Below are 24,809 nucleotides of genomic sequence, written 5' to 3'. Positions count from 1 at the left end.
GGACGGCGGCCACTGGCAACGCCGGGCAGCCACGCCTCGTGCGCCGCGCTCCACACGCCCGCGCACCGCGCTCCACGCGCCCGCGCACCGCGCTCCACGCGCCCGCGCACCGCGCTCCACACGCCCGCGCACCGCGCTCCACACGCCCGCGCACCGCGCTCCGGGCAATCAGCGGAACTCAGCGCTTGCGGGACTCCGCGACGAAGACCCCGCGCCCCGGACGACCGACCAACACGCCCTCTTTCCGCAGCTTCGCCACCGCACGGCTGATCGTGGACTGCGAGACGTCGTATTCGTCTGCCAGCACGCGCCCGGACGGAAGCTGTGACCCTGGCGGATAGGTCCCGTCCTTGATCTTCTTCAGAAGATCGTCGAGCAGCTCGTCCATTGTGGGCGGGATAGGCACGTGGAGCCCCTTGCAGTCGGTTGGCTCGCCCAGTAACGATCAGCCGCTGCTGCGCGCCCGGATCTTCGCGCGTACCGCAGCTCGGGTGTTGGTCCGGCTCAGCGCGCGGGTCGAGCCGGGCGGGGTGACCGTCTCGGCGGAGGACCAGCAGGGCGTACGACATTGGGTCTTCTGTGACCGACCACTGCCCGGCGGCGCGCGGTGCGCCCTGCCGGTCGACCACCTCGCGCCGTGCGCGCGACGACCGCGTCAGCCCTGACCGGCGACGCTCACCGGGAGAAGCGGTCCACCAGGACCGCGAGCCGGCGGTCGTGGTCGGCGCGGCGGAGCCGGCCGCTGCGCATCAGCGTGACCAGCCCGTGCAGGCCGCTCCAGAACGTCTCGGTGACCGCCTCCAGGTCGTCGTCCCCGGCGACCGGGCGCACCGTCTCGGACAGTTCGGCGAAGCCCCGGGCCAGGTCGGTTGGCACGTCTTGGCTGGCGAACGGCAGGTCCACGGCGAGTGTGAACATCGCGTCGTAGATCGCGGGCCGCTGCTGGGCGAACGCGACGTACGCGGCTGCCACGTCGGCGACCGCCTGCCGGGGATCGGCGGCGGAGGCTCGGGCCGAGACCAGTGCGGTTGCCAGTTCGGCGAAGCCCTCGACGGCTACCGCCGCCATGATGGCGTCCTTGCCCTTGAAGTGGCTGTAGAGGACGGGCTGGCTGTATTCGATCTCGGCGGCGAGCCGGCGGGTGGTCACGGCGTCCCAGCCTTCCGTCAACGCCAGGTCGCGTGCCGCGGTGATGATCGCCTGCTCCCGTTTTGCCCGCTCGCGCTCCCGGCGCCCCTGTGTCGACATGACAGCAATGCTAGCACCGCTAGCGTTCCTGTCGGCGCTCTGCTAGCGTCGCTCGCGTATCTAGCGGCGCTAGCAATTGGAGCGGATCATGCTGTCCTTCATCGCCTACGGGCTCGCCGTCGTACTCAGCCTCTTCGTCGTCTTCATCGGTGCACGGTTCCTGCTGGTACCGCAGGCCGCCGCCGCCGGGTACGGCGTGCCGGCCCGCCCGGACGGCGACTCCGCCTACCTGACCGTCAAAGGGCTCAAGGACCTCACGTTCGGGCTGCTCGGCCTCGCCCTGATCGCCTTCACGACCGCCGACGCTGTCGCGTGGTTCATGCTGATCGTCGCGCTCGTACCGCTGGGCGACACAGTCATCGTGCTACGGAACGGCGGAACGAAGGCTGTCGCCTTCGGCATCCACTTCGCCACCGCCCTCGTCGTCCTCCTGAACGCCGCCCTGCTGTTCGCCCTGTAGCTGCCAAGATCGCCGGCCGCGCCCTCGCCCGTGTCGATCAAGAGATTTGCGTCATCGATCGGCCTGATGACGACGCAAACTTCTTGATCAACGGAGTCGATGGGTCACGACGTGGGGGGTGGGCAGCGGTCGGGGAGGGTTACCTCGCCGGGGCGGTGGTCGAAGGTGTCCATGGTGAACCATTCGTCCAGCTCCGGGTCGAAGAGGTTCTGCAGGCCGAACTGCAACACCTGCCACCACCGGCTCGGGTCGTGCTGGTCGACGTAGATGTCGCCGAGCGCGATCGGGAACCGGAAGAACTCCCCCGGCACCGTGGAACCGCCGACCACCCCGACCCGCCAGTGGTCCACGTGCCGGCCCTTCTCACCCTGCAGGATCTCGGGCCCCACATAGCGGGCGGTCTTCAGCTTGTCGTTGAAGATCTGGCGGTTGAAGAACCCCGGGACTTTGCTGCACGCGCGCGGCGGAAACAGCGGGATGTTCGGCCACCTGTAGGTGAGCGTGTAGAGCGTGTTCTCGTAGATCAGGTTCGTGAACCAGATCGGATGGTCCGGGCCACCGGCGGTCATCTGGCTGTTGCCGTCGCGGCCCTGCCAGGAGAACGGCACGTCGATGCCGAGGTCCCGCACGACGTACCGGCCGGTGCCCTGGAAATCGGCGGGGAGCAGCGGTGGGCGCGGCTCCCGCGAATCGGGGACCGTGGGGCCGTCGGCCTGCGTCGCGCGAGGCAGCGGCGCCGCCGCCGGACCGGGCGCGACCACCCCGAGGGCGAACAGAGCGCCGGCCACCGCCGAAACCAGAGTCCGACGGGTACGCCTCGACACCATGCCTCCTTCGCCGACGTGCACAGTGGCCGGCGCACTGACCGCGCGCGTGCCTTCGGCGAAGCGTAGGAGCAGGAAAAATGTGAGAACGGGCGGAAGGCTGCGGCTCCACCTGACGAGTGACGGGACGCGCACCGCCTGGAACCGAAAGCGGGCCCGAGCCGGCGTAAAGCGCACCTAGCCGCTTGATCAACAGCGCCCTTCGAGGCGCGGGCAGGACATGAGCTGTCCGACCGCTCAGGCGGCGCGGAGCTTACGAAGGACGTACTGGTTGAGACTCATCCCGTCCTCGGCGGCCTCGATGGCGAGCTCGCGATGCAGGCTCTCTCCGACACGGAGGTTGAACTTGCCCGAGTAGCTTCGCTCCGCGAACGGCTGCGGCACCGCCTCGCCCTGCTCCTGCATGTCGACGATCACCTCCTGCAACAGATCTTGAAGGCCCTGCAGCGCCTCCACCTGCGTGGGGGCCAGCCAGGAGAGCGACGCGAATTCGGCGCAGGTGGCGACAAACTCCTGGTCATCGATCGACCAGGTGACACGGTAGGTGTAGTGCGTGATCTCGGGACGGGCGTCGGCTTGCATCACATGGCCTCCTTCTTGTCGATCGCCTTGAGAACCTGCCGGACCTGGTACGCCTTGGCCTTGCCCTTGTCGTCCTGGATGTTGACGCGTGGGTCACCGGCCCACGGCATCCGGAACACGGCATGCGAGGTGCCCGTCTGCCGCGGCTTCCCGAAGTAGTGCTCGCACACCCGATAAAGATCGTTGTAGGCGATGTTCTGCTGACGCTGCCGCATCGCTTCGACAAGCCTGGCTATCGAGGGCACCCAGCAATGGTACTACCTGCAGTACCAGTACTCCACTCTTTAGAGGACCCGGGTCACCTGTTCGGCAGCGACCACCGCGTCCCGCCGCGCCGGGTCGAGGTTGGCGCTGATCACCACTGACGCGCCGGCCGAGAGCGGCGCGAGCAACCACTTCAGTGGCTGCTCGGTCTCGGCGGCGTCGACCAGGAGGCGGTCGCCGGCGCGCAGGTCCAGCATCGTGGCGAACTCCTGGGCGAGCGCACCCCACTGACCGTAGGTGGTGCCGTCCGCGGTGGCCGGATCAGACGGGTGGATGGCGGTGTGGTCGGGCACGCCGTCGCCGTGTCGCAGCACCTCGGCGGACCAGTCCAACCAGCCCAACGGCACGTCGTCCAGCCGCCCCGGCCCGGTGCCGACGAGATAGCGGTGCGGCGCGTCCGGCACGTCCTCCAGCCAGTCGTCCTGCCGCTCCGGCGTCACGAAGACCGCGTCGAACGGCCGATCGCCGCCCGGTTCGAGCACCGCCAGGCCCGCTGTGGCGCGCGGTCGGAACGACACCGCCAGGCCCGAGGCCCAGGCGCCCAACAACACCGCGGCGGTACGCCAGTGCGGCGGCAGCAGGACCGCTACGCGGCTGCCGGGGCCCAGTCGGCAGCCGTCCCGCAGCAGGCTCGCGCTGCGTGCCGCCCACTGACCGACCTGCTGTGCGGTCAGGTCGACGCGCTCGCCGGTCGCCTCGTCGCGGTAGCTGAGCAGCGGACGTTCGGCCTCGACGGGCCGGGCCGCCTGGTCGGCCGTGACGGTTGGCTGCATCTCCACGCTCCCCGGGTCGACGTCGGCACCACAGTACTCAACGACTTTCGTCGCAGCGGTCGTCGGCCGATGGCCGTATCGGGTGACCGGGTGGCCCGCGCACGGTGCAGAGAACGATCCCCGAAACGCCGCCGAGGAGCGCCCATGCCGACCGGACCCGACCCCGTCACCGCCGACCATCCCGCCACCGACCACCCGGCCGCCGCTGGCCGTCTGCCGCTGCGTCGGCGGCTCCTGCCGGTGATCGCGTTGCTGCTGCTCGCGCCGTGGGCGGCCGAGTGCTCGTGGGGCGGCTTCGCCATCGACGACTTCCTGCCGGTGCTGATCTTCCTGGGCCCGATGTACGGCGGCGCGGCGATCCTCATCCGGGAGACCGCTCGGCACCTCGGCGCGGGCTGGCCGACCATCGTCCTGCTCGCCGCCGCGTTCGGCGTACTCCAGGCCGGGCTGGTCGACCAGTCACTGTTCAACCCCGACTACCTCGACGACACCCAGTACGCCGACACCCGGGCCGCCGCCGAGGCGACGCTGGTGCCGGGGCTCGAATTCAGCCTCCGGCAGGCGTTCGACTACGTCGGCAACCACATCATGCTGACGATCTGCGCGCCGATCGTGCTCATCGAGTCGTTCCTCGGGCCGCAACGGCGGCTGCGGCCGTGGCTGGGCCGACCCGGTCTCGCCGTGGTGGGCGTGCTCTACCTGCTCGGCAGTCTGTTGATCTTCTCCGACAGCAGCGGCCGGAAGGGCTTCCTGGCCAGCCCGCTCCAGCTGGCGTTCGCGGCGCTGCTGGTCCTCGCCCTCGTCGCGACGGCCCTGCTCCCTCGCTGGCGTCGCGCCCACCCGCGCCGGGTCCGCCGGGTGCCGCATCCGCTCTGGGTCGGTCTGCTGGTCGTCGTCGTCCGCCTCGGCTCCGACCTGACGCCCGGCTGGACGGGGATGATCATCGCGCTTTCGCTGTCCGCCGTCGCCGGAGGGCTTGTGGCGTACTGGTCGTCGGGCAACGGCTGGGGGCAGCGGCACGTGCTCGTTGCCGGCACCGCGGGCCTGGTCACCGCCGCCGCGTTCGCGTACCTGGTGCCGCCGTACTCCCCTGCCTCCCCGGCGGCTGCCCTGGCCGGCGACGTCGCGGTCACCGTCATCACTGTCGCCCTGGTCGGCGGTGCCTGGTGGCAGCTGCGCCGTGCTTCGCCGACTGTTCATGTCGGCGCAAGCTGATGCTCCCCGACAACTGTCAGCCTCCGTGCGGGTACGACCTAACGGAGGAAGTCCTTGACACTCAGAAGAGCATTCACCGCGCTCACCGCAGCCGGTGTCGCCGCCGCCAGCCTGACCGGGGCCACCCCCGCGTCGGGCGGCGGGCACCACCATCCAGGCCTGTCGCTCGCCTTCGACCGGGTCGCCACGTACCCGGTGTTCCAGAACCGTCCGGCCGGCGAGGATCCGACGACAGCGACGGTCGCCGAGATCTCGGCGGTCAGCGAGGACGGTCGCACCCTGATCCACACCGACGCGCTGGCCCGGCGCATCGGCTTCCTGGACATCTCCCGTGTCGACCGGCCACGCGGCCTCGGCACGCTCTCCCTGTCCCAGCTCGGCGACGCCGAGGACGAGCCGACCTCGGTCGCCGTGGTCGGCAGGTACGTGCTGGTGGTGGTGAACACCAGCGCCAGTTACACAGCGCCGTCCGGCCGCCTCGACGTGATCGAACTGGCCAGTCGCGAGCGGGTGGCCAGCTTCGATCTCGGCGGTCAGCCCGACTCGATAGCGATCAGCACTGACAAGCGGTACGCCGCGATCGCCATCGAGAACGAGCGCGACGAGGAGGCCACCCCGCCCGGCGGCGAGGAGGGCGACCTGCCCCAGGCGCCCGCCGGTTTCGTGCAGATCGTCGACCTGGCCGGCACGTCTCCGGCCGGTTGGCGGCTGCGGCCTGTCGCGCTGACCGCTGCCGACGGCAGTGCGCTGCCCGCGCTGGCGCAGGCCGGCCTCGCCGCGCCGACCGACCCCGAGCCGGAGTACGTCTCGATCAACGGCCGCAACCAGTTGGCCGTGACGCTTCAGGAGAACAACGGCGTCGCCCTGATCGACCTGCCCACCGGCCGGATCACCACTGTGTTCAGCGCCGGCACCGCCACGATCAGCGGCATCGACACCAAGAAGGACGGTGTCATCGACCTGACCGGCGGCATCACCGACGTGCCGCGCGAGCCGGACGCGGTGGCCTGGGTGGACGACCGCTATCTCGCCACTGCCAACGAGGGCGACTGGCACGGCGGCACCCGTGGCTGGTCGGTCTTCGACAGCCGCAGCGGACGCGTCGCCTGGGACGCCGGCAACACCTTCGAGCGGCTCGCCGTCTCGTACGGGCTGCACAACGAGGACCGGGCCGGCAAGAAGGGCACCGAGCCGGAGGGCGTGGCCGTCGCCGAGTACGACGGTGTCCGGTACGCCTTCGTCGGCTCGGAGCGGAGCAACTTCGTCGCCGTCTACGACCTGGACGACCCCACCCGGCCGGTCTTCAAGCAGGTGCTGCCGACCACCAACGGGCCGGAAGGGCTGCTGCCCATTCCGTCGCGCGGGCTGCTCGCGGTCTCCAGCGAGGAGGACGACGCCGCGGTCAACGTCCGGGCCTCGGTGTCGCTCTTCCAGCTCGGCAGTGCCACCCCGGCGTTCCCGAGCATCGTCTCCGGCACCGACCGGGCCGGCACCCCGACCGGTTGGGGAGCGCTCGGCGCGCTGAGCGCGGTCCCGGGCAAGCGGGACCAGCTCTACAGCGTCACCGACGCGGCGTACGGCCAAACCCGCATCCTCACCGTCGACGCGAAACGGACGCCGGCCGTGATCACCGCCGCGCTGCCGGTGCGGGACGCGGCCGGCGCTCCGGTCGGGTACGACGCGGAGGGCATCTTCGCCCGCCCCCAGGGCGGCTTCTGGCTCGCCGTGGAGGGCGCCAGGGGCGCGGAGAACAAGCTGGTCCGGCTCGACGCCGCCGGGGCGACCCGGCAGACCGTCGCGCTGCCCGCCGAGGTCGCCGCCGGCCTCGGCAAGCAGGGCCTGGAGGGGGTCACCGCGACGACCGACCGGCAGGGCCGGGAGATCGTCTGGGTGGCCGTACAGCGGGAGTTGAGCACCGACCCGGCCGGCGTCGTCCGGCTCGGCCGGTACGACGTCGCGGCGGGCACCTGGAGTTGGTTCGGCTACCAGTTGGGGGCCACCACAGTGCCCGGCGACTGGATGGGCCTCTCCGAGATCACAGTGGTCGGTGACCGGCTCGCGGTCATCGAACGGGACAAGCTGAACGGCCCGGCCGCCACTGTCAAGCGGATCTACACGGTGCCGTTGCCCGGTGCGGCGGCGACCGGTCCGCTGACAGTGCTGCCGAAGACGCTCGCCGTCGACGTGCTGCCCGCGCTTCGCGCCAGCAACGGCTGGACGCAGGAGAAGCTGGAGGGTCTGACAGTGGCCGGCGACGGCGAGGTGTACGCGATCACCGACAACGACGGGGTCAAGGACGCCACCGGCGAGACGGTGCTCCTACGCCTCGGCTCCAGCCGCACGGTCTTCGGCCGCCGCTGACCCACCGCCAGTTCCCCTTCGGCCGGCGTCCACCCTCGCGGTGGGCGCCGGCCGATCACGTCGAGTGACCCCGGCTACAGGCCCACCGCACCCACCGAGGAGCCTTTGCTCTGCATACCTATATGCGACACGCACGCTCCGTGATGAGCGTTCCCACCCCTCGACCGCGCGGCCGTGATGAAGTCCCAGTTCAGCGCGGTGGTGCATATAGGTATGCAGAGCAAAGGCGGTGGGTGGCCCGGCCGGGACACTGCGGCCCGTGACACTCTGCTGCTGGTACCGCCCGCGAGCATCCGGGCATCGATCGTCACCCAGTGTCAGCCGGGCAACTCCGGGCCGCCGTCCAGCAGGGGGGCGAGCAGGTCGTCGTACTCGTCGACCCGGGCCAGGACCTCGGCTGCGGTGAACTGGCGGACGGCCGGTTTTCGGCCACGCGCGCCGGCCTCGACCTCGTCCCAGGTCAGCGGCGTCGACACCGACGGTACCGACTGGGCCCGCAGCGAGTACGGCGCCACAGTGGTCTTCGCCGCGTTGTTCTGGCTCCAGTCGATGAAGACCTTTCCCGGTCGGAGGTTCTTCGCCATCTTCGACACGATCAGCTTCGGGTGGGTCTTCTCCAACTCCTGGGCGATCCGTCGGGCGTAGTCGGAGACGAGGTCGGACGACTGGGTGCCGGCGATCGGGCAGCAGAGCTGCATGCCCTTCTTGCCGGACGTCTTCGGATACGACTCGATGCCGTCGTCCGCGAGACGGTCGCGCATCAGGACCGCCACCGGGCAACACTCGGCGAGCCCGGCCGGCGGGCCCGGGTCCAGGTCGACGACCATCATGTCCGGGTGTTCGCCCACCTTCCACTGCGGTGTGTGCAGCTCCAACGCGGCAAGGTTGGCCAGCCAGACCAGGGTGGGCAGGTCGTCGGCGACCACGTAGTCGATGGTTTCCCGGCCTTTCGTCGAGCCGGGCGCGGGCAGGTTCTCCACCCGCACCCAGTCCGGGGTGGCGGCCGGCGTGTTCTTCTCGAAGAACGACTTGTCGTCCACCCCGTTGGGGAAGCGGATCCGGGTGAGCGGCCGGTCCCGCAGGTGCGGCAGCAGCACCGGGGAGATCCGGGTGTAGTAGTCGATCACCTCGCCCTTGGTGAACCCGGCCGCCGGGTAGAGCACCTTGTCCAGGTTGGACAACTCCAGCGCGCGACCCTCGACGTTTACCCGTAGCCGTTCAGCCGGCATCGTCGACCTCCTCCGGCGGCTTGTCCGGGCGCAACCGCAGCACTCGGGGGAAGCGCAGCCGGCCGTCGGGGGTGCGCTGGCCGTACTTCACCTCCACCACCACCTGGGGTGTTACCCAGATGGCGCCCCGCGCATCCTCGCGCGGCACACCCGGCGCGAACGGTGACACGCCGGAGCGCAGCGGCTCCAGATCGGCGAGGAGCTGCCGCTCGATGGCCGCGCCGATCCCGCCGCCGACCCGACCCCGGTAGATCAGTCGGCCGTCCGGGCCGGGCACCCCGACCAGCAGCCCGCCGATCCGGCGCGCGCCCGGTCGCCAACCGCCGATGACGAAGTCGCCGGTCACCTCCAGCTTGACCTTCACCCAGTCCGGCGAGCGCACCCCCGGGCGGTAGACGGCCCCGACCCGCTTGGCCATCACCCCCTCCAGGCCGTGCTCCCCGGCCGCCTCGTAGGTGGCCGGCCCGTCGGCGAACATCGGCGGCACTGCCCAGCGGAGGCCACCGAGCGCGAGCGCCTCGAGGGCCTCCCGGCGGCGCTCGTACGGCCAGCCGGTCAGGTCGTCGCCGTTCAGCCGGAGCAGGTCGAAGATCATGTACGTCACCGGCATGACCGCTGCCAACCGGGCCGCCTTGGCCCGATCCCGGACGTGCATCCGCTCGGCCAGCGCGGTGAACGACGGCTGCCCGCCCTGGCCGAGCAGCACCACCTCGCCGTCGAGCAGTGCGTCGTCGACCTGCTCGGGCAGGGTGGCCAACTCCGGGTACGCGGCGGTGATCTCCACGCCGGAACGGGCATACAGGTGCTGACCGCCACCTGAGATGTCGGCCAGGGCGCGGACGCCGTCCCACTTGAACTCGTAGGCCCAGCCGTCACCCGCCGGGAGCGGCCCGGTCATCGCGAGCATCGGCTTGAGCGGCGCGCCGGGCACGACCCGACTGTAGTAGCAGCCCGAACACCTCGCGTCCGGTTCTTTCGGATGCGAGCATGGTCGATACCGGGGAAGGGAGCGCAGGATGCGTGCCATCTGGAAGGGAGCCGTGTCGTTCGGGCTCGTCTCGATCGGGGTGAAGCTCTACTCCGCGACCGAGGAGAAGGACATTCGGTTTCACCAGGTGCACCGCGAGGACGGCGGTCGAATCCGCTACAAGCGCACCTGCTCGGTCTGCGGCGAAGAGGTCACCTACGACGACATCGCCAAGGGCTACGACATCGGCGGCGGCGAAATGGTGATCCTCACCGACGAGGACTTCGCCGACCTGCCGCTGACCAGCTCCCGTGCCATCGACGTGCTGGAGTTCGTGCCGGCCGAGCAGGTCGACCCGATCCTCTACAACAAGGCGTACTTCCTCGAGCCGGAGGGCGCGGCGACCAAGCCGTACGTGTTGCTGCGCGACGCGCTCATCGACTCGGAGCGGGTGGCCATCGTCAAGGTGGCGCTGCGCCAGCGGGAGCAGCTGGCCACGCTGCGGGTCCGCGAAGGTGTGCTGCTGCTCAACACCATGCTCTGGCCGGACGAGATCCGCACACCGGACTTCGGTTTCCTCGACGAGGACCTCAAGGTGCGCCCACCGGAGCTGGCCATGGCCAGCTCTCTGATCGACTCGATGACCGGCGAGTTCGAGCCAGACGTCTTCACCGACGACTACCGAGCCGCGTTGCAGGAGGTCATCGACGCCAAGGTGGAGGGTCGGGAGGTCGTCCAGCCGGAGGAGGTCGAGGAGGCCCCGGCTGCGGCGGTGGACCTGATGGCAGCGTTGAAGGCCTCGGTGGAGCGTGCCAAGGCGGCTCGTGGCGAGCAGCCCGCCCGCGGCGGTGGTGGCGGCGAGCCGACGCCCATCTCGTCGGCCCGGTCGGCGCAGAAGGCAGCCGAGAAGAAGGCGGCCAAGGCACCCGCGAAGAAGGCCGCGGCCAAGAAGACGGCCGAGAAGAAGGCGGCGGAGCCGGCGAAGAAGACCGCCGCCAAGAAGACCGCCGCGAAGAAGGCGGAGCCGGCGAAGAAGACCGCCGCACGCAAGACCGCACCTCGCAAGAGCGCCTGACCGGGTACGGCAGCGGCGGCGGTGTCCGCCTCGCCGGGTACGCTCCGCCGGCCGCTGGCGACCGGAGGAGCCCCCATGCCGTACACCCCTGATCTGGACCGGTTACTGACGCCCGGCGCCCGCTTCACCGACCAGCACGGCGGGTACCTGATCGAGGTTCACCCGGTGGGCGACATCGTGTTGCCGACCGGTCGCGTGGTCGGGTGTGACCCGCTGGTCTGCCCGGAGGCGGAGCCGTTCACTGTGACAGTGCCGCCGGGGCGGCATCCCGCCCGCGCCTGGGTGGCGGTGGTGCTCCGGGAGGACGCCGAGGTGGACCGCCGGGTCGCCGCGCTGGAGCTGGTCGTCTCGGCGGAACCGACGATCCGCTGGGAGCCGGCCGTCGCGGGCGACCAGGACGTCGCCACGCTCGGCGCGGACGACTACTTCGGATACGGGGTGGACGCCGGTGTCGGCACCCTCGCCGACCCGACCGCGCTCGCCGTCCTGGAGAGCTGGGACTCCGACCGGGTCGAGGAGGTCTTCATCCCGACCGAGCTGCCGTCGTCCCCGGTCCCGGGGCTGATCACCGCAGTGTTGGACGAGGCCAGCGGCGCCAACGTCGTCACGGTGGCCACTGGTTGGGGCGACGGCTGCTACGGCACCTGGATCGGCCGTACCGCCGACGGACGGATCACGTCGTTCGTGACCGACTTCATGGTCGTCCCGGAATAACCGCCCGGGAAAGCCTCGGAATGTCGCACTGGGCGATCCGAGGCGTCGGCGGCGGGCACGGTAGGCCGCGGTGCGGGTACCGTGTGCGTCGGCTTTCCCCCCGGCACCGGGTGCCGGCCACACTTCGCAGCAGGGAGTCGACGACGTGAGCGAGCGGACGCAGCAGACGGGCCCGGACCAGAGCCCGGCAACCAAGTCGGGGCGCCGCCTGGCCGCCCAGTTGGCGGAGAAGAAGGCCGCCGACCGGAGGCGGAAGATCAACGCCGGGCTCAGCAGCCTCGCCGCCCTCGCCGTGGCCGCGACGCTGATCGGCGTCTTCGTGGCGATCGGTGGGGGCGACGACAAGCCCAAGACCCAGGCCGACGCGACCCCGTCCGCCTCCGCCCCGGCCCCCGACGAGGCTGGCGCGCCCCCCGCTCCGCAGCTGCCCGAGGGCTCCGACCCGGCGCTGGGCACCAAGCCGACGGTGACGCCGGGCACTGGCGAGCTCAAGAAGCTCACCGTCACCCCGCTGATCAAGGGCAAGGGTCCGGCAGTGCAGAAGGGCCAGAACATCACCACCAACTACGTGGGGGTGTTCTTCAAGGACGGCAAGGAGTTCGACTCCTCGTGGAAGGCCGGGCAGCCGGCCACCTTCCCGATCGGCGTCGGCCAGGTCATTCCGGGCTGGGACCAGGGCCTGGTCGGGGTGACGGTGGGCAGCCGGGTGCAGCTCGACATCCCGGGCGAGCTGGCGTACGGCAACGACGAGGCCGCCGCAGGTGGACGTCCCACCGGTCCGCTGCGCTTCGTGGTGGACGTGCTCGCCGCCCAGTGACCTGTCCAAGTCGTCCCGGTTGTCGCCGGGACGCGATGGAGTTGTTCACATGGGGCTTCCGGCCCGTCACCCAGCGGCAGTAGGTTCGGCGTCACCCCGGGCGGTTCGCCGCCCGGGGTGAGCAGCATCCGGAACCGGGACGCGGAGGTGCATGTGACGGCGCTGGACGAGCCTGGGCGGACCGCCCGGTCGATGTGGGCGTTCTTCGAGCCGGTGCACACTGTCACCTACCTGCACCCCCGGGCCCGGGCCGCGTACGAGGCGGTCGGGCTGCGCGGCTACTGGCGTGGTTACTTCGCCGGCCGGGCCGCGCCGCTGGGAGCCGCCGAGGCGGCCCCGGTGATCGCCGCCTTCTTCAACTTCGCGCCGCAGATGGTGGCCCGCGCGCTGCCGGCGGTGTGGCGGTTGGCCACCCCGCAGGAGGCGCTACGCGCCCGACTGACCGGTGCCGTGCAGGCGCTCGCCGAGCTGACCTACGAGCTACCCGAGTCGCACCTGGTGGAGGCCGCCGACCTGCTGGATCGGGCCGCCTCGGCGGCGCAGACCGCCGGCCGGGTGCTCGGCGCGGCCAACGCGGCCCTCCCGGCCGGCGAGTACCCGCTGGCGCGGCTCTGGCAGGCCGCCACCACGCTGCGCGAGCACCGGGGGGACGGGCACGTGGCGGCGCTGGTGGCCGCCGGCCTGGACCCGGTGGAGACGCTGGCCGGGCGGGTCGCGCTGGACGGTTCGTCGCCGCAGTACCTGCTGGGCCGGGGCTGGTCCGAGGAGCAGTGGCAGGCCGCCCGCGTGCGGCTCACCGAGCGGGGCTGGCTGACCGGGGACGGCGCGGCCACCGACCACGCCCGGGCCGGGTTCCAGGCCATCGAGGACGCCACCGACCGGGCCGCCGCGCACCCGTGGCAGGCGCTCGGCGCCCACGACACGGACCGGCTCCGGGAGCTGCTGGAGCCGATCGCCCGTTCCGGTCACACTCTGCTTCCCGAGGGCAGCCCGCTCGGTCTGCCCGCGTTGCCCGGCTGACCGGGCACCCACCGGTCGGGCAGGATGGGCCCGTGACTGATGCGGTGGTCTTCGACCTGGACGGCGTGATCGTGGATTCCGAGCCGGTGTGGGAGGAGGTCCGCCGGGCGTACGTGGCGGCGCACGGCGGGACGTGGCAACCGGACACGCAACGCCGACTCATGGGGATGAGCACCGGGGAGTGGGCCCACTACCTAAGCGGAGAACTGGGCGTCGACCGCACCGCCGAGCAGGTAGCCGTCGAGGTGGTCGAGGAGATGACCCGACGCTACCGGGACCACGTACCCCTCATCGACGGCGCCGACCAGGTCGTTCGCCGGCTGGCCGCACGGTGGCCGCTCGGGTTGGCCAGTTCGTCGCCGACCCGGCTGATCGAGGCGGCGCTGGCGGCGACCGGCCTGACCGACGCGTTCGGCGCGACCCTCTCCACCGAGCAGACCGAGCGGGGCAAGCCCGCACCGGACGTGTACCTGAGCGTGGCGCAGCGCCTCGGCGTGGACCCGACCCGCTGTGTGGCCGTGGAGGATTCGTCAAACGGGGTGCGTTCCGCAGCGGCGGCGGGGATGCGGGTGGTGGCGGTGCCGCACGGCTCGTACCCGCTCGACCCGGACGCGGCCGGGTTGGCGGTGGTGACGCTGAACGCGATCGGTGAGCTGACCCCGGAGCTGGTGGACGAGCTGGGTTGACCCGTGTCGAGCCGGGTAGAGACCACGGATGAAGGCCATCGTGTACGAGCGCAACGGCGACCCTTCGGTGCTCGATCTGGTCGACCGGCCGGTGCCGGAGCCGGGTGCGGGCGAGGTCCTGGTGCGGATGGCGGTTTCCGGGGTGAACCCGACCGACTGGAAGTCCCGCCGCAACGCCCCGCCGAACGGGTGGCAGATCCCCGGGCAGGACGGCGCGGGGGTGGTCGAGGCGGTTGGCGAGGGGGTCGACCCCGACCTGATCGGTGAGCGGGTGTGGGTCTGGGAGGCCGCCTGGCAGCGACAGTGGGGCACAACGGCGGAGTACACGCTGTTGCCGGTCCGGCAGGCGGTACGCCTCGGCGCCGCCCCGTTCGAGCTGGGCGCGGCCCTGGGCATCCCGTTCCTCACCGCGCACCGCTGTCTGACCGCCGGCGAGTTCATGCCGGACACGCTGCGGGCCGGCGCGTTGGCGGATCACACGGTGTTGGTGCAGGGCGGCGCGGGCGCTGTCGGCAACGCCGCGATCCAGCTCGCCCGATGGGCGGACGCCACTGTGATCGCCACTGTGAGCAGCGCGGAGAAGGCACAGCTCGCGGCCTCGGCCGGCGCTTCCTTCGTGATCAACTATCGGGAGCAGGACGTGGTCGAGGAGGTCCGCAAGATCGCCCCCGACGGGGTGCACACGATCGTGGAGGTCTCCCCCGCCCGCAACGCCTCGGTCGACGTACGGGTGCTGCGGCACGGCGGCGCGGTCTGCATGTACGCCGACAACGGCGGGGACGAGGTGAGCATCCCGATCCGGGCGATGATGGCGCCGAACGCCCGCTGGCAGTTCGTGCTGGTCTACACCGAGCCGAAGGCGGCCAAGGCGCAGGGCGTGAAGGACGTGGCTGCTGCGGCGAGCCAGGGTGGCATCCGGGTCGGCGCGGAAGCCGGTCTGCCGCTGCACTACTACCCGCTGGCGGAGGCGGCCGCGGCGCATCAGGCGGTGGAGGACTCGACGGTGGGCAAGGTGCTCATCACGACCAGCGATGCCTGATCGGGTCGCTGACCACCCGATTTCCCCGTCAGCAGGACAGAAGCGAACAACTTTCGCAACAATGACGGTGCGGGTCACCCCGCGTGGAGCGGGCGGCCCCGGCGCGGTGCGAACGCCGGGGCCGCCCCTGGGGAGGGTTCAGGAGTACTCCCGCCCCAACAGGCGACAGTGCCGGGGAAAACGTTACGGGGCTGTCAGCTCCCGGACAGTCAGCTCGCCCTCGGCGTACCGCGAACGGACGACCTTCTTGTCGAACTTGCCGACGCTGGTCTTCGGCACCGTGTCGATGAACGCCCAGCGCTCGGGCAACTGCCAGCGCGCCACCGACCCGGCCAGGAAGTCCCGCAACTCCTCGGCGGTCACCGAAGCGCCCTCCCGGACCACAACCGTGGCCAGCGGGCGTTCGTCCCATCGCTCGTCCGGGACCCCCACCACGCACGCCTCCAGCACCGCCGGGTGGGCCATCAGCGCGTTCTCCAACTCCACCGACGAGATCCACTCGCCACCGGACTTGATCACGTCCTTGGCGCGGTCGGTCAGGTTGATGTACCCGTCCGGCGAGAGGGTGCCGACGTCGCCGGTGCGCAGCCAGCCGTCACGGAACTTCTCCTCGTCCGGGGCGTCGTCTCCGACGTACCGGGCGGTCACCCACGGCCCTCGGACCTCCAGCTCCCCCACGGCCGTGCCGTCGGCGGGCATCGGGTCGCCAGACGGGCCGACGATCCGCGCCTGCACGCCCGCGGGCACCCGCCCCTGGGTGTAGCGGTAGCGCCAGGCCTGCTCACCTGTCGCACCGGCAGGCGGACGCGAGACCGACCCCAGTGGGGACATCTCGGTCATCCCCCAGGCGTGGATGACGTCGATTCCGTGCCGCTCGTCGAACGCGTGCATCAGCGCCGGCGGGCACGCCGAGCCGCCGACGATCACCTCACCGAGCGACGAGGTGTCCACGTCGTGGGTGTCCAGGTAGGCCAGCAGGTCGGTCCAGATGGTCGGCACCGCGCCGGCCAGTGTGGGCCGCTCGGCGGCGATCATCTCGGCGATCGGCGCGGCCTGGAGGAACCGGTCCGGCATGATCAGCGACGCGCCAGACAGGAAGGCCGCATAGGGCAGACCCCACGACATGGCGTGGAACATCGGCACGATGGCCAACTCGCGGTCGGTCGGCCCGAGGCCGAAACCCTCCGGCATGCAGACCTGCAACGAGTGCAGATAGATCGACCGGTGCGAGTAGGCCACGCCCTTCGGGTTGCCTGTGGTGCCCGAGGTGTAGCAGAGCGCTGCGGCGTCGCGCTCGTCCACCTCGGGCCAGTCGTACGTGTCGGGCCGGTCGGCGAGCAACGCGTCCCAGTGGTGCACGGTGATCCGGTCGCCGGCCGCCGCCACCAGCGGCGCCGGGTCACCACCGCCGACCACCACGACGTGCCGCACAGTGATCAGCTCACCGATCACCCGGCCCAACAGCGGGATGAGCGTGCTGTCGACGAGGACCACCCGGTCCTCGGCGTGGTTGGCGATGTAGACGACCTGGTCGGGGAAGAGCCGGATGTTGAGCGTGTGCAGCACCGCGCCCATGCTCGGCACCGCGAAGTAGGCGATCAGGTGCTCGTTGTTGTTCCACATGAAGGTGGCGACCCGCTCGTCGCCGGTCACCCCGCACTCGTCGCGCAGCCCGTGCGCCAGCCGGGCGGCGGCCCGGCCCACCTCGGCGTACGTCATCCGGCGGGCTTCGGCGCCCGTCCAGGTGACCACCTCGGCCGTGCCGTGCACCAGTGCACCGTGGTCGAGGATCCGGGAGATCTGCAGAGGGGCGTCCATCATCGTGCTACGCATGGGTAACAAGCTAGTGTCGGCGGTCACACGTTGGGAACCCCCGTAAGTTGTCGCAGGTGAGCATCTCCTGGGCCGACTCGTACGTGGGGCAGTTGCGCGCGCTCGCCGGGGACCGGACGCTGATGTTCGTCGGCGCCCGTGCCGTGGTCAACGACGATGCCGGGCGCATTCTGCTGATCAAACGCTCGGACAACGGCCAGTGGGCCATGCCGGCCGGCGCGATGGAGCTGGGCGAGTCGATCGCCGACTGCGCGGTACGCGAGGTCCGCGAGGAGACCGGGCTGCGCGCGCTGCGGGTCTGCGCGTTCGCCCTCTACACCGGCCCGGACCGGACGAGCACCAACATGTACGGCCACACCTACCAGGTGTTCACTACCGCGTTCAAGGTGGAGGAGTGGGACGGGCAGTTGGCCCGGGTCACCGACGAGACCACCGACGCCGGCTTCTTCGCCCGCGACCGGTTTCCCGCCCCACTCTCCACGTCGGTCATCGAAACCCTGGCCGACCTGGACGTCTTCGAGCAGACGAACCGGCTCATCCTCAAGTAGGGCGGCCCCGGAGCCACCGACCCCGGGGCCGTGCCTCACTGCGGCAGCCGGAGCCCGGCGAAGAACCCTTCCTGGATCCAGTTCGGGTACGCGACGGGCAGCTTGGTGGCCTCGTCCAGCTCGGTGAGGTCCTGCTCGGTCAGTGTGAGATCCGAGGCGGCGATGTTGTCGACCAACTGCTCGTGCTTGCGGGCACCGACGATCACGCTGGTCACTGCCGGTCGGGACAGCAGCCAGGCGACCGCCACCCGGGCCGGGCTCACCTCGTGCCGCTCGGCGACGCCCTTGAGCACGTCGACCACTCCGAAGGCGTGCTCGGGGTCGAACGGGGTGAAGCTGGCGTAACCGGGCTGGGCGCTCCGCGCGCCACTGTCGGCGACGGCACCGTCCCGGCTGACCTTGCCGGAGAGGAAACCACCGGCGAGCGGGCTCCAGACGGTCAGCCCGACACCCTCGTTGAGTGCCATCGGCACCACGTCGCGCTCCACGTCCCGGCCCAGCAGCGAGTAGTACTCCTGCACCGCGACGAACCCGGCCAACTTCTCCCGAGCGGAGATACCCAGCGCCTTGGAGATCTGCCAGGCGGCGAAGTTCGCAGCGCCGATGTAGCGGACCTTGCCCTGCCGGACCGCGTCGTCGAGCGCGCGCAGCATCTCCTCCATGGGAGTGATCTGGTCGAAGTTGTGGATCTGGTACAGGTCGATGTGATCGGTGCCCAGTCGGCGCAGGCTGTCCTCCAGGTTCTGCATGATGTGCAGCCGGGAGGTGCCGACGTCGTTCGGGCCGGGGCCCGTCCGTGAGTGCACCTTCGTCGCCAGTACGACGTCGCGACGCCGCTTGCCGAGCGCCTTGCCGAGCAGTTCCTCGCTCTCGCCGTCGCTGTAGCCGTCGGCGGTGTCGACGAAGTTGACGCCCGCGTCCAGCGCGGTGTCCACCAGTCGCTGCACCTCGGGCAGCGCCAGCCCACCCAGGGTGCCCCAGAGCGGGTGCCCGCTGCCGCCGAAGGTCATCGCGCCGAGCGAGATCTCCGAGACGTACACCCCGGTGGTGCCCAGCAGTCGGTACTTCACGTGTGTTGCTCCTCATGGTGGGTCGGAGGCCGAGGTCAGGCACTCCGTGGTCACTATGTCGGACACTGTGTCCGGCAACGAGCGTACGTCGCCGCCCCGACCCCGGCCACCTAGGATTCCGGCTATGCCCTCGATCACCCGCCGCCGCCCGCGCAATCCCGACGGACGCGCGGCCGTCGAAGCGCGGGTGCTGGCGGCCACCGAACGGCTCCTGAAGGAGGGGATCCGCTTCACCGACCTCGGCGTACAGCGGATCGCCGCCGAGGCCGGCGTGGCGCGGTCGACCTTCTACACCCACTTCCGGGACAAGAGCGAACTGCTCATGCGCCTCGCCGGCACCATGCGGGAGAGTGCGTTCGACCGCACCGGCGAATGGGACCCGGGCGGCCCCGGCGACCCGCTCGCTCGGCTCACCGACGTGTTCGCCGACGTGATCCGGATATACCGGACGTACGCCCCGGTGCTGGCCGCGGTCAGCGAGGTCGCCGCGTACGACGAGGTGGTCCGGGACTACTGGGCGGCCGGGCTGGAGCGGTTCGTCGCCCGCACCGTGGACGCGCTCCGGATCGAGCAGCAGGCCGGGCGTACCCGCGCCGACCTGGACGTGACGACGGCCAGCCGGCTGATAGTGGTCGGCGGCGACCGCTTCCTCGCCGACCACGTCAGCACCACCTCGGCCGACCCGGAGACCGACGCGGCAGCCGCCCGGGAGTTGGCCGCGACCTGGTGGTACGGCGCCTACCGCCGCCCCGCCTGACCTAGGGCCCCGCTGACGCCGACCGCCCCGGAGCGGTCCGGGGCGGTCGGCGTCGAGATGCTCAGATCATCGTCTGGGACTTGGCCTCCATGTCGGCGGCGGCCTCCTCCTTCGACTCGCGGGTCAACGGCTTGCCGCCCGGAGCCGGGGCCTCCCCGCCGAGCGGGTCGGCGCCACCGGTGGCACCCTTCGGGCCGGCACCCCGCAGCTGCGTGTTGGGCAGCGTCAGTGTGACCACCACCGCCACGATCGCGATCAGGCCGGCGGTCAGGAAGACCATGTCCAGCGCGTCGACGAAGGCGCCCTGGATGGCCGCGCGCACCGGGCCCGGCAGGGCCAGGATGGTGGCCGGATCGTTGATCGAGATGTTGGCGCCACCACTCGCCGCCACCGCGGCCTGCTCCTGCGGCGGGAGCTGCGCGATCGCGCCGGGCAACCGGTCGGCGAGTCCGCCGGTCAGCCGGGACGAGAGCACAGTGCCGAGGATCGCCACACCGAACGAACCGCCCAGCGACCGGAAGAAGGTCGCCGACGAGGTGCCGGCGCCCAGGTCGCGTACCGAGACCGCGTTCTGCACCGCCAGGATCAGCGACTGCATGCACAGGCCCAGCCCGACGCCGATCACCACCATGTACCCGAACGCCACCCAGAGCGAGGTGGCCACTTCCAACTGGGTGAAGAGGAACATGCCGACCAGGAGGGTCACCGAACCGGCCACCGGGAACCACTTGTACCGGCCGATCCGGGTCATCGCGCGGCCGGTCAGGATCGAGGTGACGATGATGCCGGCCATCATCGGCAGCATCAGCAGACCGCTGCGGGTCGGCGAGGCCCCCTTCACGATCTGCAGGTACAGCGGGATGAAGATGATCGAACCGAACATCACCAGACCGATGATGAGCAGGGCCGAGTTGGCCAACGCGAAGGTGGCGTTCCGGAACAGCCGCAACGGCAGGATCGGCTCGGCCACCCGGGCCTCCTGGAGGACGAAGAGCACCCCCAGCACCGCACCGACGACGAAGAGCCCGATGATCACGCCGGAGCCCCAGGCGTACTCGTTGCCGCCCCAGCTCAGCGCCAGCAGCAGCGAACTCACCCCGGCCACCAACAGACCGGCGCCGAGCCAGTCGATCGAGTGGTCCCGACGTTCGAACGGGATCAACCGCATCACGTGGTAACAGACGACGATGGCCAGGATCGCCAGCGGCACGTTGATGTAGAAGATCCACCGCCAGTCGGTCTCCGCGAAGTAACCACCCACCAGCGGCCCGGCGACCGACGAGATGCCGAAGACCGCGCCGAACAGGCCCTGGTACCGGCCACGCTCCCGGGGCGACACCACGTCCGAGATGATGGTGAACGCGAGCGTGAGCAGACCACCGGCGCCGAGACCCTGGATACCCCGCGTGACGATCAGCTGGGTCATGTTCTGCGACAGCCCGGCCAGCAACGACCCCAGCAGGAACGTGCCGATCGAGAAGAGGAAGACCGGCCGACGCCCGTACAGGTCGGCCATCTTGCCGTACAGCGGCGTCGACGCGGTCGAGGCGAGCAGGTACGCGGTGACCACCCACGAGTAGTGGTTGATCCCGCCCAACTCGCCCACGATGGTCGGCAGCGCCGTACCGACGATGGTCTGGTCGAGTGCGGCCAGCAGCATGCCGGTCATCAGGCCCAACATGAGCAGCCGGATCTGCTGACGGTTCAGCACCGGCGCATCCGAGGCTTCGGTGGTCATGTGGCCTTCTATCCCGCGAGCCGCAGAACATGCGCCGAACCACCAAAAAACCAACCCCGTGCCGCACCCGCTCCGCCAGCGTTGATCATGAAGCTATTGCCACGACACGCCGCGCCGAAGGGCAATAACTTCATGATCAACGGAGGGGTGGGTGGGGTCAGGAGGTGAAGGTTTTGGTGATCGCCGCGCAGAAGGCGGGTAGGTCGTCGGGTTTGCGGCTGCTGGTCAGGTTGCCGTCGGTGACGCACTCCTCGTCCACCCAGGTGGCCCCGGCGTTGGTCAGGTCGGTACGCAGGGTCGGCCAGGAGGTGATCCGCCGGCCGCGCACCACGTCCGCCTCGATCAGCGTCCACGGGCCGTGACAGATCACCCCGACGGGCTTGCCCGCGTCGAAGAACGCCTTCACGAACCGCACCGCGTCCGGGTCGCCCCGCAGGAAGTCCGGGTTCGCCACCCCTCCGGGCAGCACCAGCGCGTCGTAGCCGGCGGCGTCGGCCTTGTCGACAGTCACGTCCACGTCGTACGTCTTGGAGTGGTCCAGGTGGTTGAAGGACTGGATGGAGCCCGGCTTCAGCGAGACCAGCTCGGCCGTCGCGCCGGCGTTCTCGACCGCCTCGCGTGGCTGGACGTACTCGACCTCCTCGACGCCGTCGGCGGCCAGGAAGGCGATCCGCTTGCCCTGCAATGTCGCTGCCATCTCGGTACATCTCCTTTCCGGGGTACCTCAATCCCCTTCCCGCGCTCGAACGCCCGAAACAGGTCGGTCAGGTGTGGGACCGGCTCGGACCGGTCACGGAGCCACCGAGGACCGCTTGACCAGCGGCGGGACCGGTCGGCGCGCAGGTTTGTCCGGCAGGCCGCTGGGGACCCGGGGAGGCATGGCAGGAGCAGCAGCGGAGCAGCGCCGGTTCGCCACCGTCGTGGAGAGCTGGCTCGGACGCCCAGTCCTGATCGTCGGTGACGCCATGTTGGACGAATGGCGGTTCGCCGACTCCGACCGGCTCTGCCGGGAGGCGCCCGCCCCGGTCCTCACCCTGCGACGGCGGATCTCCGCCGCCGGTGGGGCCGCGAACACCGCCGTCAACGTCGCCGCCCTCGGCGGCCGGGCGGTGCTGGTGGCACCGGTCGGCGCGGACGTCGCCGGGGACGAACTGCACGACTGCCTGGACCGCGCGAGCGTCTGGGACCGCACCGTCAACCAACCCGGGCGACCCACACCGGTCAAGCGGCGGATGTTGGCCGGCAACCAGATCCTGCTGCGTGAGGACTCCGGTGACCCGGAGGACGCGCTGGACCACGACGGGGTCAGCCGGCTGCTCACCGCCCTGAGCTGCGCCACCGAGGAGTTGCGCGCCGCCGCCGGTGGGGAGGCGCCGACCCTGGTGGTCTGCGACTACGGCCTGGGCGCGCTGCCCGCGCCGGTCCGCGCGTGGCTGGTCGAGAACCGCCAGCGGTACGCCACCGTCGCGCTCGACGCCCACGACCTGGCCGACTGGCGGGGCCTCGCGCCGACAGTTGTCACCCCCAGCTTCGCCGAGGCGACCCGGTTGTTGGCCCGCGCGGGCGGTACGACCCGACCGACCGGCGGGACCGAACTGCACCTGGAACACCCGGACGGCGACCCCGTCGACGGACCGTCCGAGATGACCGTCGGCGCGGCCCCGGGGGCGGTACGCGCTGACGACACCGCCGCCGAACCGACCCGTGCCGACCGCCCCGGGCCGGTCGGCGAGCCCACCCCGGGCGAGGGGCGGGTCGCCCTCACCGGTGACGGGCTCAGCGTCACCGGCACCGGCGTCACAGTGAACACCCGGGCCGGAGAGGGCGTCGACCGGGCCGTCCTGGCCAAGTCGCGGCTGGCCGAACTGCGTGCGCACACCGGTGCCGACGTGGTCGCGGTGACCCTGGACACCGAGGGCGCCGTGGTCGGCGGCGCCGACGGGGAGCCACGACGCAGCCACAGCACTCCGGTGCCGGCGAGCCACGCCGTGGGTGCCGGCGACGCGTACCTGGCGGCGATGACGTTGGCCCTGGCCGCCGACGCGCCCCTGCCCACCGCCGCCCAACTCGCCCAGCTCGCGGCCACCATCACCGTCTCGGACACCGGCACCTGCGTGTGCCGACGGGACGACCTGCTCGCCGCGTTGGACCAGCCGACCGACACCACCAGCCACCCCGCGCTGGTCGGCGGCGACGAGTTGGACGCGATCGTCGCCGAGTACCGCGAGGCGGGACGGTCGGTGGTCTTCACCAACGGCTGCTTCGACGTGCTGCATCGCGGGCATGTGCGCTACCTGGAGCAGGCACGCGCGTTGGGCGACCTGCTCATCGTGGCGGTCAACTCGGACGGCAGCGTACGACGGCTGAAGGGCCCGGACCGGCCGGTCAACCCGGTCGAGGACCGGGGTGCCCTGCTCGCCGCGCTCGCCTGCGTGGATCACGTGGTGGTCTTCGAGGAGGACTCACCGGCCGCGCTGATCGAGGCGGTCCGACCGGACGTGTACGTCAAGGGCGGTGACTATCCGCCGGAGCTGGTGCCGGAGGCGCCGCTGGTACGCCGGCTGGGCGGCCAGGTGCGCACCCTGGGGTACGTGCCCGACCGGTCCACCTCCGCGATCATCGAGCGGATCCGGTCGCACAGCCAGGACCCGTCGCCCCACATCGACGACCGGGAGCCGGACCCGTCGCTGCGCACCCGCACCCAGGCGTCGTGAACCGCCCCCTCGACCTCGGCACCCCGGACGAGTTTCGCGCCGACCGGCTGGTGGACGTGCTGATTCCGACCCGGAACCGGCCCGCCGAGCTGGCAGTCACCCTGGGCGGGCTCGCCGCCCAGGACGGGGTACCCGGCTTCGGCGTGGTCGTCAGCGACCAGTCCGACGGGGATCCGGCGTACACGCACCCGGCCGCGGCCACAATGGTCCGGGCACTGCGCCACCGGGGTCACCCGGTGCTGCTGACCCGCCGACTGCCGCGACGGGGGTTGGCCGAACACCGGGCGTACCTGCTCGCCGCCTCGGCCGCCCGGTACGTCCTCAGCCTCGACGACGACATCTGGCTGGAACCGGGCGCGCTGCACCGACTGGTCACCGCGATCGGTGAGCTGGGCTGCGGGTTCGTCGGCAACGGCGTGCACGGGCTCTCGTACACCGATGACGTGCGGCCGGAATCGCACCGCCACTACGAGGAGTGGGCCGGGCCGCCCACACCGGAGCGGATCCGACCCGACACCCCGGAGTGGAACCGGGCCCGAATCCACTCGGCCGCGAACCTGCTGCACATCACCGAGCAGTTGGCGCTGCCTCCGGGCGCGTGGCGGGCGTACAAGGTCTCCTGGATCGGCGGGTGCGTGCTCTACGACCGGGCCAAGCTCGTCGACGCTGGTGGCTTCGACTTCTGGCGTCGGGTGCAGGAGAAGCACCAGGGCGAGGACGTGGCCGCGCAGCTCGCCGTGTTGTCCCGCCACGGCGGCGCGGGCATCCTGCCCAGCGGCGCGTACCACCTGGAGTCCCCCACCACCGTCACCGACCGGGACGTGGAGGCGTGGGAGGTAGTCCTCGCCGAGGAGGACACCCCGCAGCCGGCCTGA

26 protein-coding genes are annotated in these 24,809 nt (G+C 71.0%); 14 read left to right on the top strand and 12 right to left on the bottom strand.

Translation table 11 applies throughout. The annotated features are described in order from the left end of the window. Window positions 1–178: 178 nt before the first annotated feature. Window positions 179–388, bottom strand: coding sequence for a GntR family transcriptional regulator (locus OHB44_RS03325; protein WP_238683818.1), 210 nt, complete (start codon window positions 386–388; stop codon window positions 179–181). A 28-nt stretch (window positions 389–416) separates the two neighbouring features. On the opposite strand from OHB44_RS03325, the gene OHB44_RS03320 reads away from it, so the two are divergent. Next, window positions 417–665 (top strand): hypothetical protein, encoded by a 249-nt coding sequence (locus OHB44_RS03320; protein WP_330439589.1) that lies wholly within the window; start codon window positions 417–419, stop codon window positions 663–665. A gap of 10 nt (window positions 666–675) precedes the next feature. Here the strand turns inward: OHB44_RS03320 and OHB44_RS03315 are convergent, their stop codons facing one another. Beyond that, window positions 676–1,248: a TetR/AcrR family transcriptional regulator gene (locus tag OHB44_RS03315; protein WP_330439588.1), complete on the bottom strand. Its 573-nt coding sequence runs from the start codon at window positions 1,246–1,248 to the stop codon at window positions 676–678. An 88-nt stretch (window positions 1,249–1,336) separates the two neighbouring features. Here OHB44_RS03315 and OHB44_RS03310 point away from each other — a divergent pair, with 88 nt between their 5' ends. After that, complete coding sequence (locus OHB44_RS03310) at window positions 1,337–1,708, top strand: DUF4267 domain-containing protein (RefSeq protein WP_330439587.1); 372 nt, start codon at window positions 1,337–1,339, stop codon at window positions 1,706–1,708. Window positions 1,709–1,812: 104 nt separating this feature from the next. Here OHB44_RS03310 and OHB44_RS03305 read toward each other — a convergent pair whose 3' ends face one another. The 4 genes from OHB44_RS03305 to OHB44_RS03290 form a co-directional block, all read right to left on the bottom strand. Further along, window positions 1,813–2,532, bottom strand: coding sequence for a hypothetical protein (locus OHB44_RS03305; protein ID WP_330439586.1), 720 nt, complete (start codon window positions 2,530–2,532; stop codon window positions 1,813–1,815). Between the two features lie 237 nt (window positions 2,533–2,769). Beyond that, the gene (locus OHB44_RS03300) at window positions 2,770–3,114 is read right to left on the bottom strand and encodes a type II toxin-antitoxin system HicB family antitoxin (protein WP_330439585.1); all 345 of its coding nucleotides are present in this window, start codon (window positions 3,112–3,114) and stop codon (window positions 2,770–2,772) included. Next, complete coding sequence (locus OHB44_RS03295) at window positions 3,114–3,359, bottom strand: toxin HicA (RefSeq protein ID WP_238683824.1); 246 nt, start codon at window positions 3,357–3,359, stop codon at window positions 3,114–3,116. The genes OHB44_RS03300 and OHB44_RS03295 overlap by 1 nt, the downstream gene beginning before the upstream one ends. A 39-nt stretch (window positions 3,360–3,398) precedes the next feature. Further along, the gene (locus OHB44_RS03290; RefSeq protein ID WP_330439584.1) at window positions 3,399–4,151 is read right to left on the bottom strand and encodes a TIGR03089 family protein; all 753 of its coding nucleotides are present in this window, start codon (window positions 4,149–4,151) and stop codon (window positions 3,399–3,401) included. A 144-nt stretch (window positions 4,152–4,295) separates the two neighbouring features. Between OHB44_RS03290 and OHB44_RS03285 the strand changes: the two genes are divergently transcribed. Then, window positions 4,296–5,366: a hypothetical protein gene (locus OHB44_RS03285; RefSeq protein ID WP_266303838.1), complete on the top strand. Its 1,071-nt coding sequence runs from the start codon at window positions 4,296–4,298 to the stop codon at window positions 5,364–5,366. A gap of 54 nt (window positions 5,367–5,420) precedes the next feature. Next, window positions 5,421–7,727, top strand: a complete 2,307-nt coding sequence (locus tag OHB44_RS03280) for an esterase-like activity of phytase family protein (protein WP_330439583.1) — start codon at window positions 5,421–5,423, stop codon at window positions 7,725–7,727. A gap of 317 nt (window positions 7,728–8,044) precedes the next feature. On the opposite strand, the gene ligD (OHB44_RS03275) is transcribed toward OHB44_RS03280, so the two are convergent. Continuing rightward, a complete protein-coding gene (gene ligD, locus OHB44_RS03275; protein WP_330439582.1) occupies window positions 8,045–8,956 on the bottom strand; it encodes a non-homologous end-joining DNA ligase in 912 nt (303 codons plus the stop codon). Then, a complete protein-coding gene (gene ligD / locus OHB44_RS03270) occupies window positions 8,946–9,887 on the bottom strand; it encodes a non-homologous end-joining DNA ligase (RefSeq protein ID WP_330439581.1) in 942 nt (313 codons plus the stop codon). Before ligD (OHB44_RS03270) ends, ligD (OHB44_RS03275) begins: the two co-directional genes overlap by 11 nt. 85 nt (window positions 9,888–9,972) lie before the next feature. Between ligD (OHB44_RS03270) and ku the strand changes: the two genes are divergently transcribed. The 6 genes from ku (at window position 9,973) to OHB44_RS03240 (ending at window position 15,274) form a co-directional block, all read left to right on the top strand. Further along, window positions 9,973–10,998 (top strand): non-homologous end joining protein Ku, encoded by a 1,026-nt coding sequence (gene ku, locus OHB44_RS03265; protein ID WP_238683830.1) that lies wholly within the window; start codon window positions 9,973–9,975, stop codon window positions 10,996–10,998. Window positions 10,999–11,073: 75 nt separating this feature from the next. Then, on the top strand, window positions 11,074–11,712 hold the full coding sequence (locus OHB44_RS03260; RefSeq protein ID WP_266303843.1) for a DUF4241 domain-containing protein: 639 nt from the start codon (window positions 11,074–11,076) through the stop codon (window positions 11,710–11,712). A 145-nt stretch (window positions 11,713–11,857) separates the two neighbouring features. Then, window positions 11,858–12,529 carry an FKBP-type peptidyl-prolyl cis-trans isomerase gene (locus OHB44_RS03255; protein WP_238683832.1) on the top strand — a complete coding sequence of 224 codons (672 nt, stop codon included), beginning with the start codon at window positions 11,858–11,860 and terminating at the stop codon, window positions 12,527–12,529. A gap of 192 nt (window positions 12,530–12,721) precedes the next feature. Next, complete coding sequence (locus tag OHB44_RS03250) at window positions 12,722–13,549, top strand: SCO6745 family protein (RefSeq protein ID WP_330441177.1); 828 nt, start codon at window positions 12,722–12,724, stop codon at window positions 13,547–13,549. A 32-nt stretch (window positions 13,550–13,581) separates the two neighbouring features. Beyond that, complete coding sequence (locus OHB44_RS03245; protein ID WP_330439580.1) at window positions 13,582–14,235, top strand: HAD family hydrolase; 654 nt, start codon at window positions 13,582–13,584, stop codon at window positions 14,233–14,235. A 28-nt stretch (window positions 14,236–14,263) separates the two neighbouring features. After that, window positions 14,264–15,274, top strand: coding sequence for an NADPH:quinone reductase (locus OHB44_RS03240; protein WP_330439579.1), 1,011 nt, complete (start codon window positions 14,264–14,266; stop codon window positions 15,272–15,274). Between the two features lie 183 nt (window positions 15,275–15,457). Here the strand turns inward: OHB44_RS03240 and OHB44_RS03235 are convergent, their stop codons facing one another. Further along, the gene (locus OHB44_RS03235; protein ID WP_266303846.1) at window positions 15,458–17,107 is read right to left on the bottom strand and encodes a fatty acid--CoA ligase; all 1,650 of its coding nucleotides are present in this window, start codon (window positions 17,105–17,107) and stop codon (window positions 15,458–15,460) included. Window positions 17,108–17,163: 56 nt separating this feature from the next. Between OHB44_RS03235 and OHB44_RS03230 the strand changes: the two genes are divergently transcribed. Beyond that, on the top strand, window positions 17,164–17,655 hold the full coding sequence (locus OHB44_RS03230) for an NUDIX domain-containing protein (protein WP_030334282.1): 492 nt from the start codon (window positions 17,164–17,166) through the stop codon (window positions 17,653–17,655). A 35-nt stretch (window positions 17,656–17,690) separates the two neighbouring features. Here OHB44_RS03230 and OHB44_RS03225 read toward each other — a convergent pair whose 3' ends face one another. Further along, window positions 17,691–18,725, bottom strand: a complete 1,035-nt coding sequence (locus tag OHB44_RS03225) for an aldo/keto reductase (protein ID WP_330439578.1) — start codon at window positions 18,723–18,725, stop codon at window positions 17,691–17,693. 124 nt (window positions 18,726–18,849) lie between these two features. On the opposite strand from OHB44_RS03225, the gene OHB44_RS03220 reads away from it, so the two are divergent. Next, a complete protein-coding gene (locus OHB44_RS03220; RefSeq protein ID WP_330439577.1) occupies window positions 18,850–19,482 on the top strand; it encodes a TetR/AcrR family transcriptional regulator in 633 nt (210 codons plus the stop codon). 61 nt (window positions 19,483–19,543) lie between these two features. Here OHB44_RS03220 and OHB44_RS03215 read toward each other — a convergent pair whose 3' ends face one another. Together OHB44_RS03215 and OHB44_RS03210 are read right to left on the bottom strand one after the other, a co-directional pair. Beyond that, window positions 19,544–21,220 (bottom strand): MDR family MFS transporter, encoded by a 1,677-nt coding sequence (locus tag OHB44_RS03215; protein ID WP_330439576.1) that lies wholly within the window; start codon window positions 21,218–21,220, stop codon window positions 19,544–19,546. A gap of 157 nt (window positions 21,221–21,377) precedes the next feature. Beyond that, a complete protein-coding gene (locus OHB44_RS03210) occupies window positions 21,378–21,917 on the bottom strand; it encodes a type 1 glutamine amidotransferase domain-containing protein (protein WP_238683837.1) in 540 nt (179 codons plus the stop codon). A 181-nt stretch (window positions 21,918–22,098) separates the two neighbouring features. On the opposite strand from OHB44_RS03210, the gene rfaE2 reads away from it, so the two are divergent. Together rfaE2 and OHB44_RS03200 are read left to right on the top strand one after the other, a co-directional pair. After that, complete coding sequence (gene rfaE2, locus OHB44_RS03205) at window positions 22,099–23,934, top strand: D-glycero-beta-D-manno-heptose 1-phosphate adenylyltransferase (protein ID WP_238683838.1); 1,836 nt, start codon at window positions 22,099–22,101, stop codon at window positions 23,932–23,934. Beyond that, window positions 23,931–24,809: a glycosyltransferase family 2 protein gene (locus OHB44_RS03200; RefSeq protein ID WP_330439575.1), complete on the top strand. Its 879-nt coding sequence runs from the start codon at window positions 23,931–23,933 to the stop codon at window positions 24,807–24,809. Before rfaE2 ends, OHB44_RS03200 begins: the two co-directional genes overlap by 4 nt.

The organism is Micromonospora sp. NBC_00821 (assembly GCF_036347035.1).
Classification (GTDB): Bacteria; Actinomycetota; Actinomycetes; order Mycobacteriales; family Micromonosporaceae; genus Micromonospora; species Micromonospora hortensis.
This window is presented reverse-complemented; position numbering and strand designations above follow the sequence as displayed.

Excerpts from the sequence above, each read along its gene's own strand:
- OHB44_RS03310 (WP_330439587.1), top strand. The coding sequence starts at position 1,337 with ATGCTGTCCTTCATCGCCTACGGGCTCGCCGTCGTACTCAGCCTCTTC.
- OHB44_RS03300 (WP_330439585.1), bottom strand. The coding sequence starts at position 3,114 with ATGCAAGCCGACGCCCGTCCCGAGATCACGCACTACACCTACCGTGTC.
- OHB44_RS03210 (WP_238683837.1), bottom strand. The coding sequence starts at position 21,917 with ATGGCAGCGACATTGCAGGGCAAGCGGATCGCCTTCCTGGCCGCCGAC.
- ligD (WP_330439582.1), bottom strand. The coding sequence starts at position 8,956 with ATGCCGGCTGAACGGCTACGGGTAAACGTCGAGGGTCGCGCGCTGGAG.
- OHB44_RS03260 (WP_266303843.1), top strand. The coding sequence starts at position 11,074 with ATGCCGTACACCCCTGATCTGGACCGGTTACTGACGCCCGGCGCCCGC.
- OHB44_RS03215 (WP_330439576.1), bottom strand. The coding sequence starts at position 21,220 with ATGACCACCGAAGCCTCGGATGCGCCGGTGCTGAACCGTCAGCAGATC.
- OHB44_RS03285 (WP_266303838.1), top strand. The coding sequence starts at position 4,296 with ATGCCGACCGGACCCGACCCCGTCACCGCCGACCATCCCGCCACCGAC.
- OHB44_RS03315 (WP_330439588.1), bottom strand. The coding sequence starts at position 1,248 with ATGTCGACACAGGGGCGCCGGGAGCGCGAGCGGGCAAAACGGGAGCAG.
- OHB44_RS03235 (WP_266303846.1), bottom strand. The coding sequence starts at position 17,107 with ATGCGTAGCACGATGATGGACGCCCCTCTGCAGATCTCCCGGATCCTC.
- OHB44_RS03290 (WP_330439584.1), bottom strand. The coding sequence starts at position 4,151 with ATGCAGCCAACCGTCACGGCCGACCAGGCGGCCCGGCCCGTCGAGGCC.
- OHB44_RS03220 (WP_330439577.1), top strand. The coding sequence starts at position 18,850 with ATGCCCTCGATCACCCGCCGCCGCCCGCGCAATCCCGACGGACGCGCG.
- OHB44_RS03240 (WP_330439579.1), top strand. The coding sequence starts at position 14,264 with ATGAAGGCCATCGTGTACGAGCGCAACGGCGACCCTTCGGTGCTCGAT.
- rfaE2 (WP_238683838.1), top strand. The coding sequence starts at position 22,099 with ATGGCAGGAGCAGCAGCGGAGCAGCGCCGGTTCGCCACCGTCGTGGAG.
- OHB44_RS03250 (WP_330441177.1), top strand. The coding sequence starts at position 12,722 with ATGTGGGCGTTCTTCGAGCCGGTGCACACTGTCACCTACCTGCACCCC.
- ku (WP_238683830.1), top strand. The coding sequence starts at position 9,973 with ATGCGTGCCATCTGGAAGGGAGCCGTGTCGTTCGGGCTCGTCTCGATC.
- OHB44_RS03325 (WP_238683818.1), bottom strand. The coding sequence starts at position 388 with ATGGACGAGCTGCTCGACGATCTTCTGAAGAAGATCAAGGACGGGACC.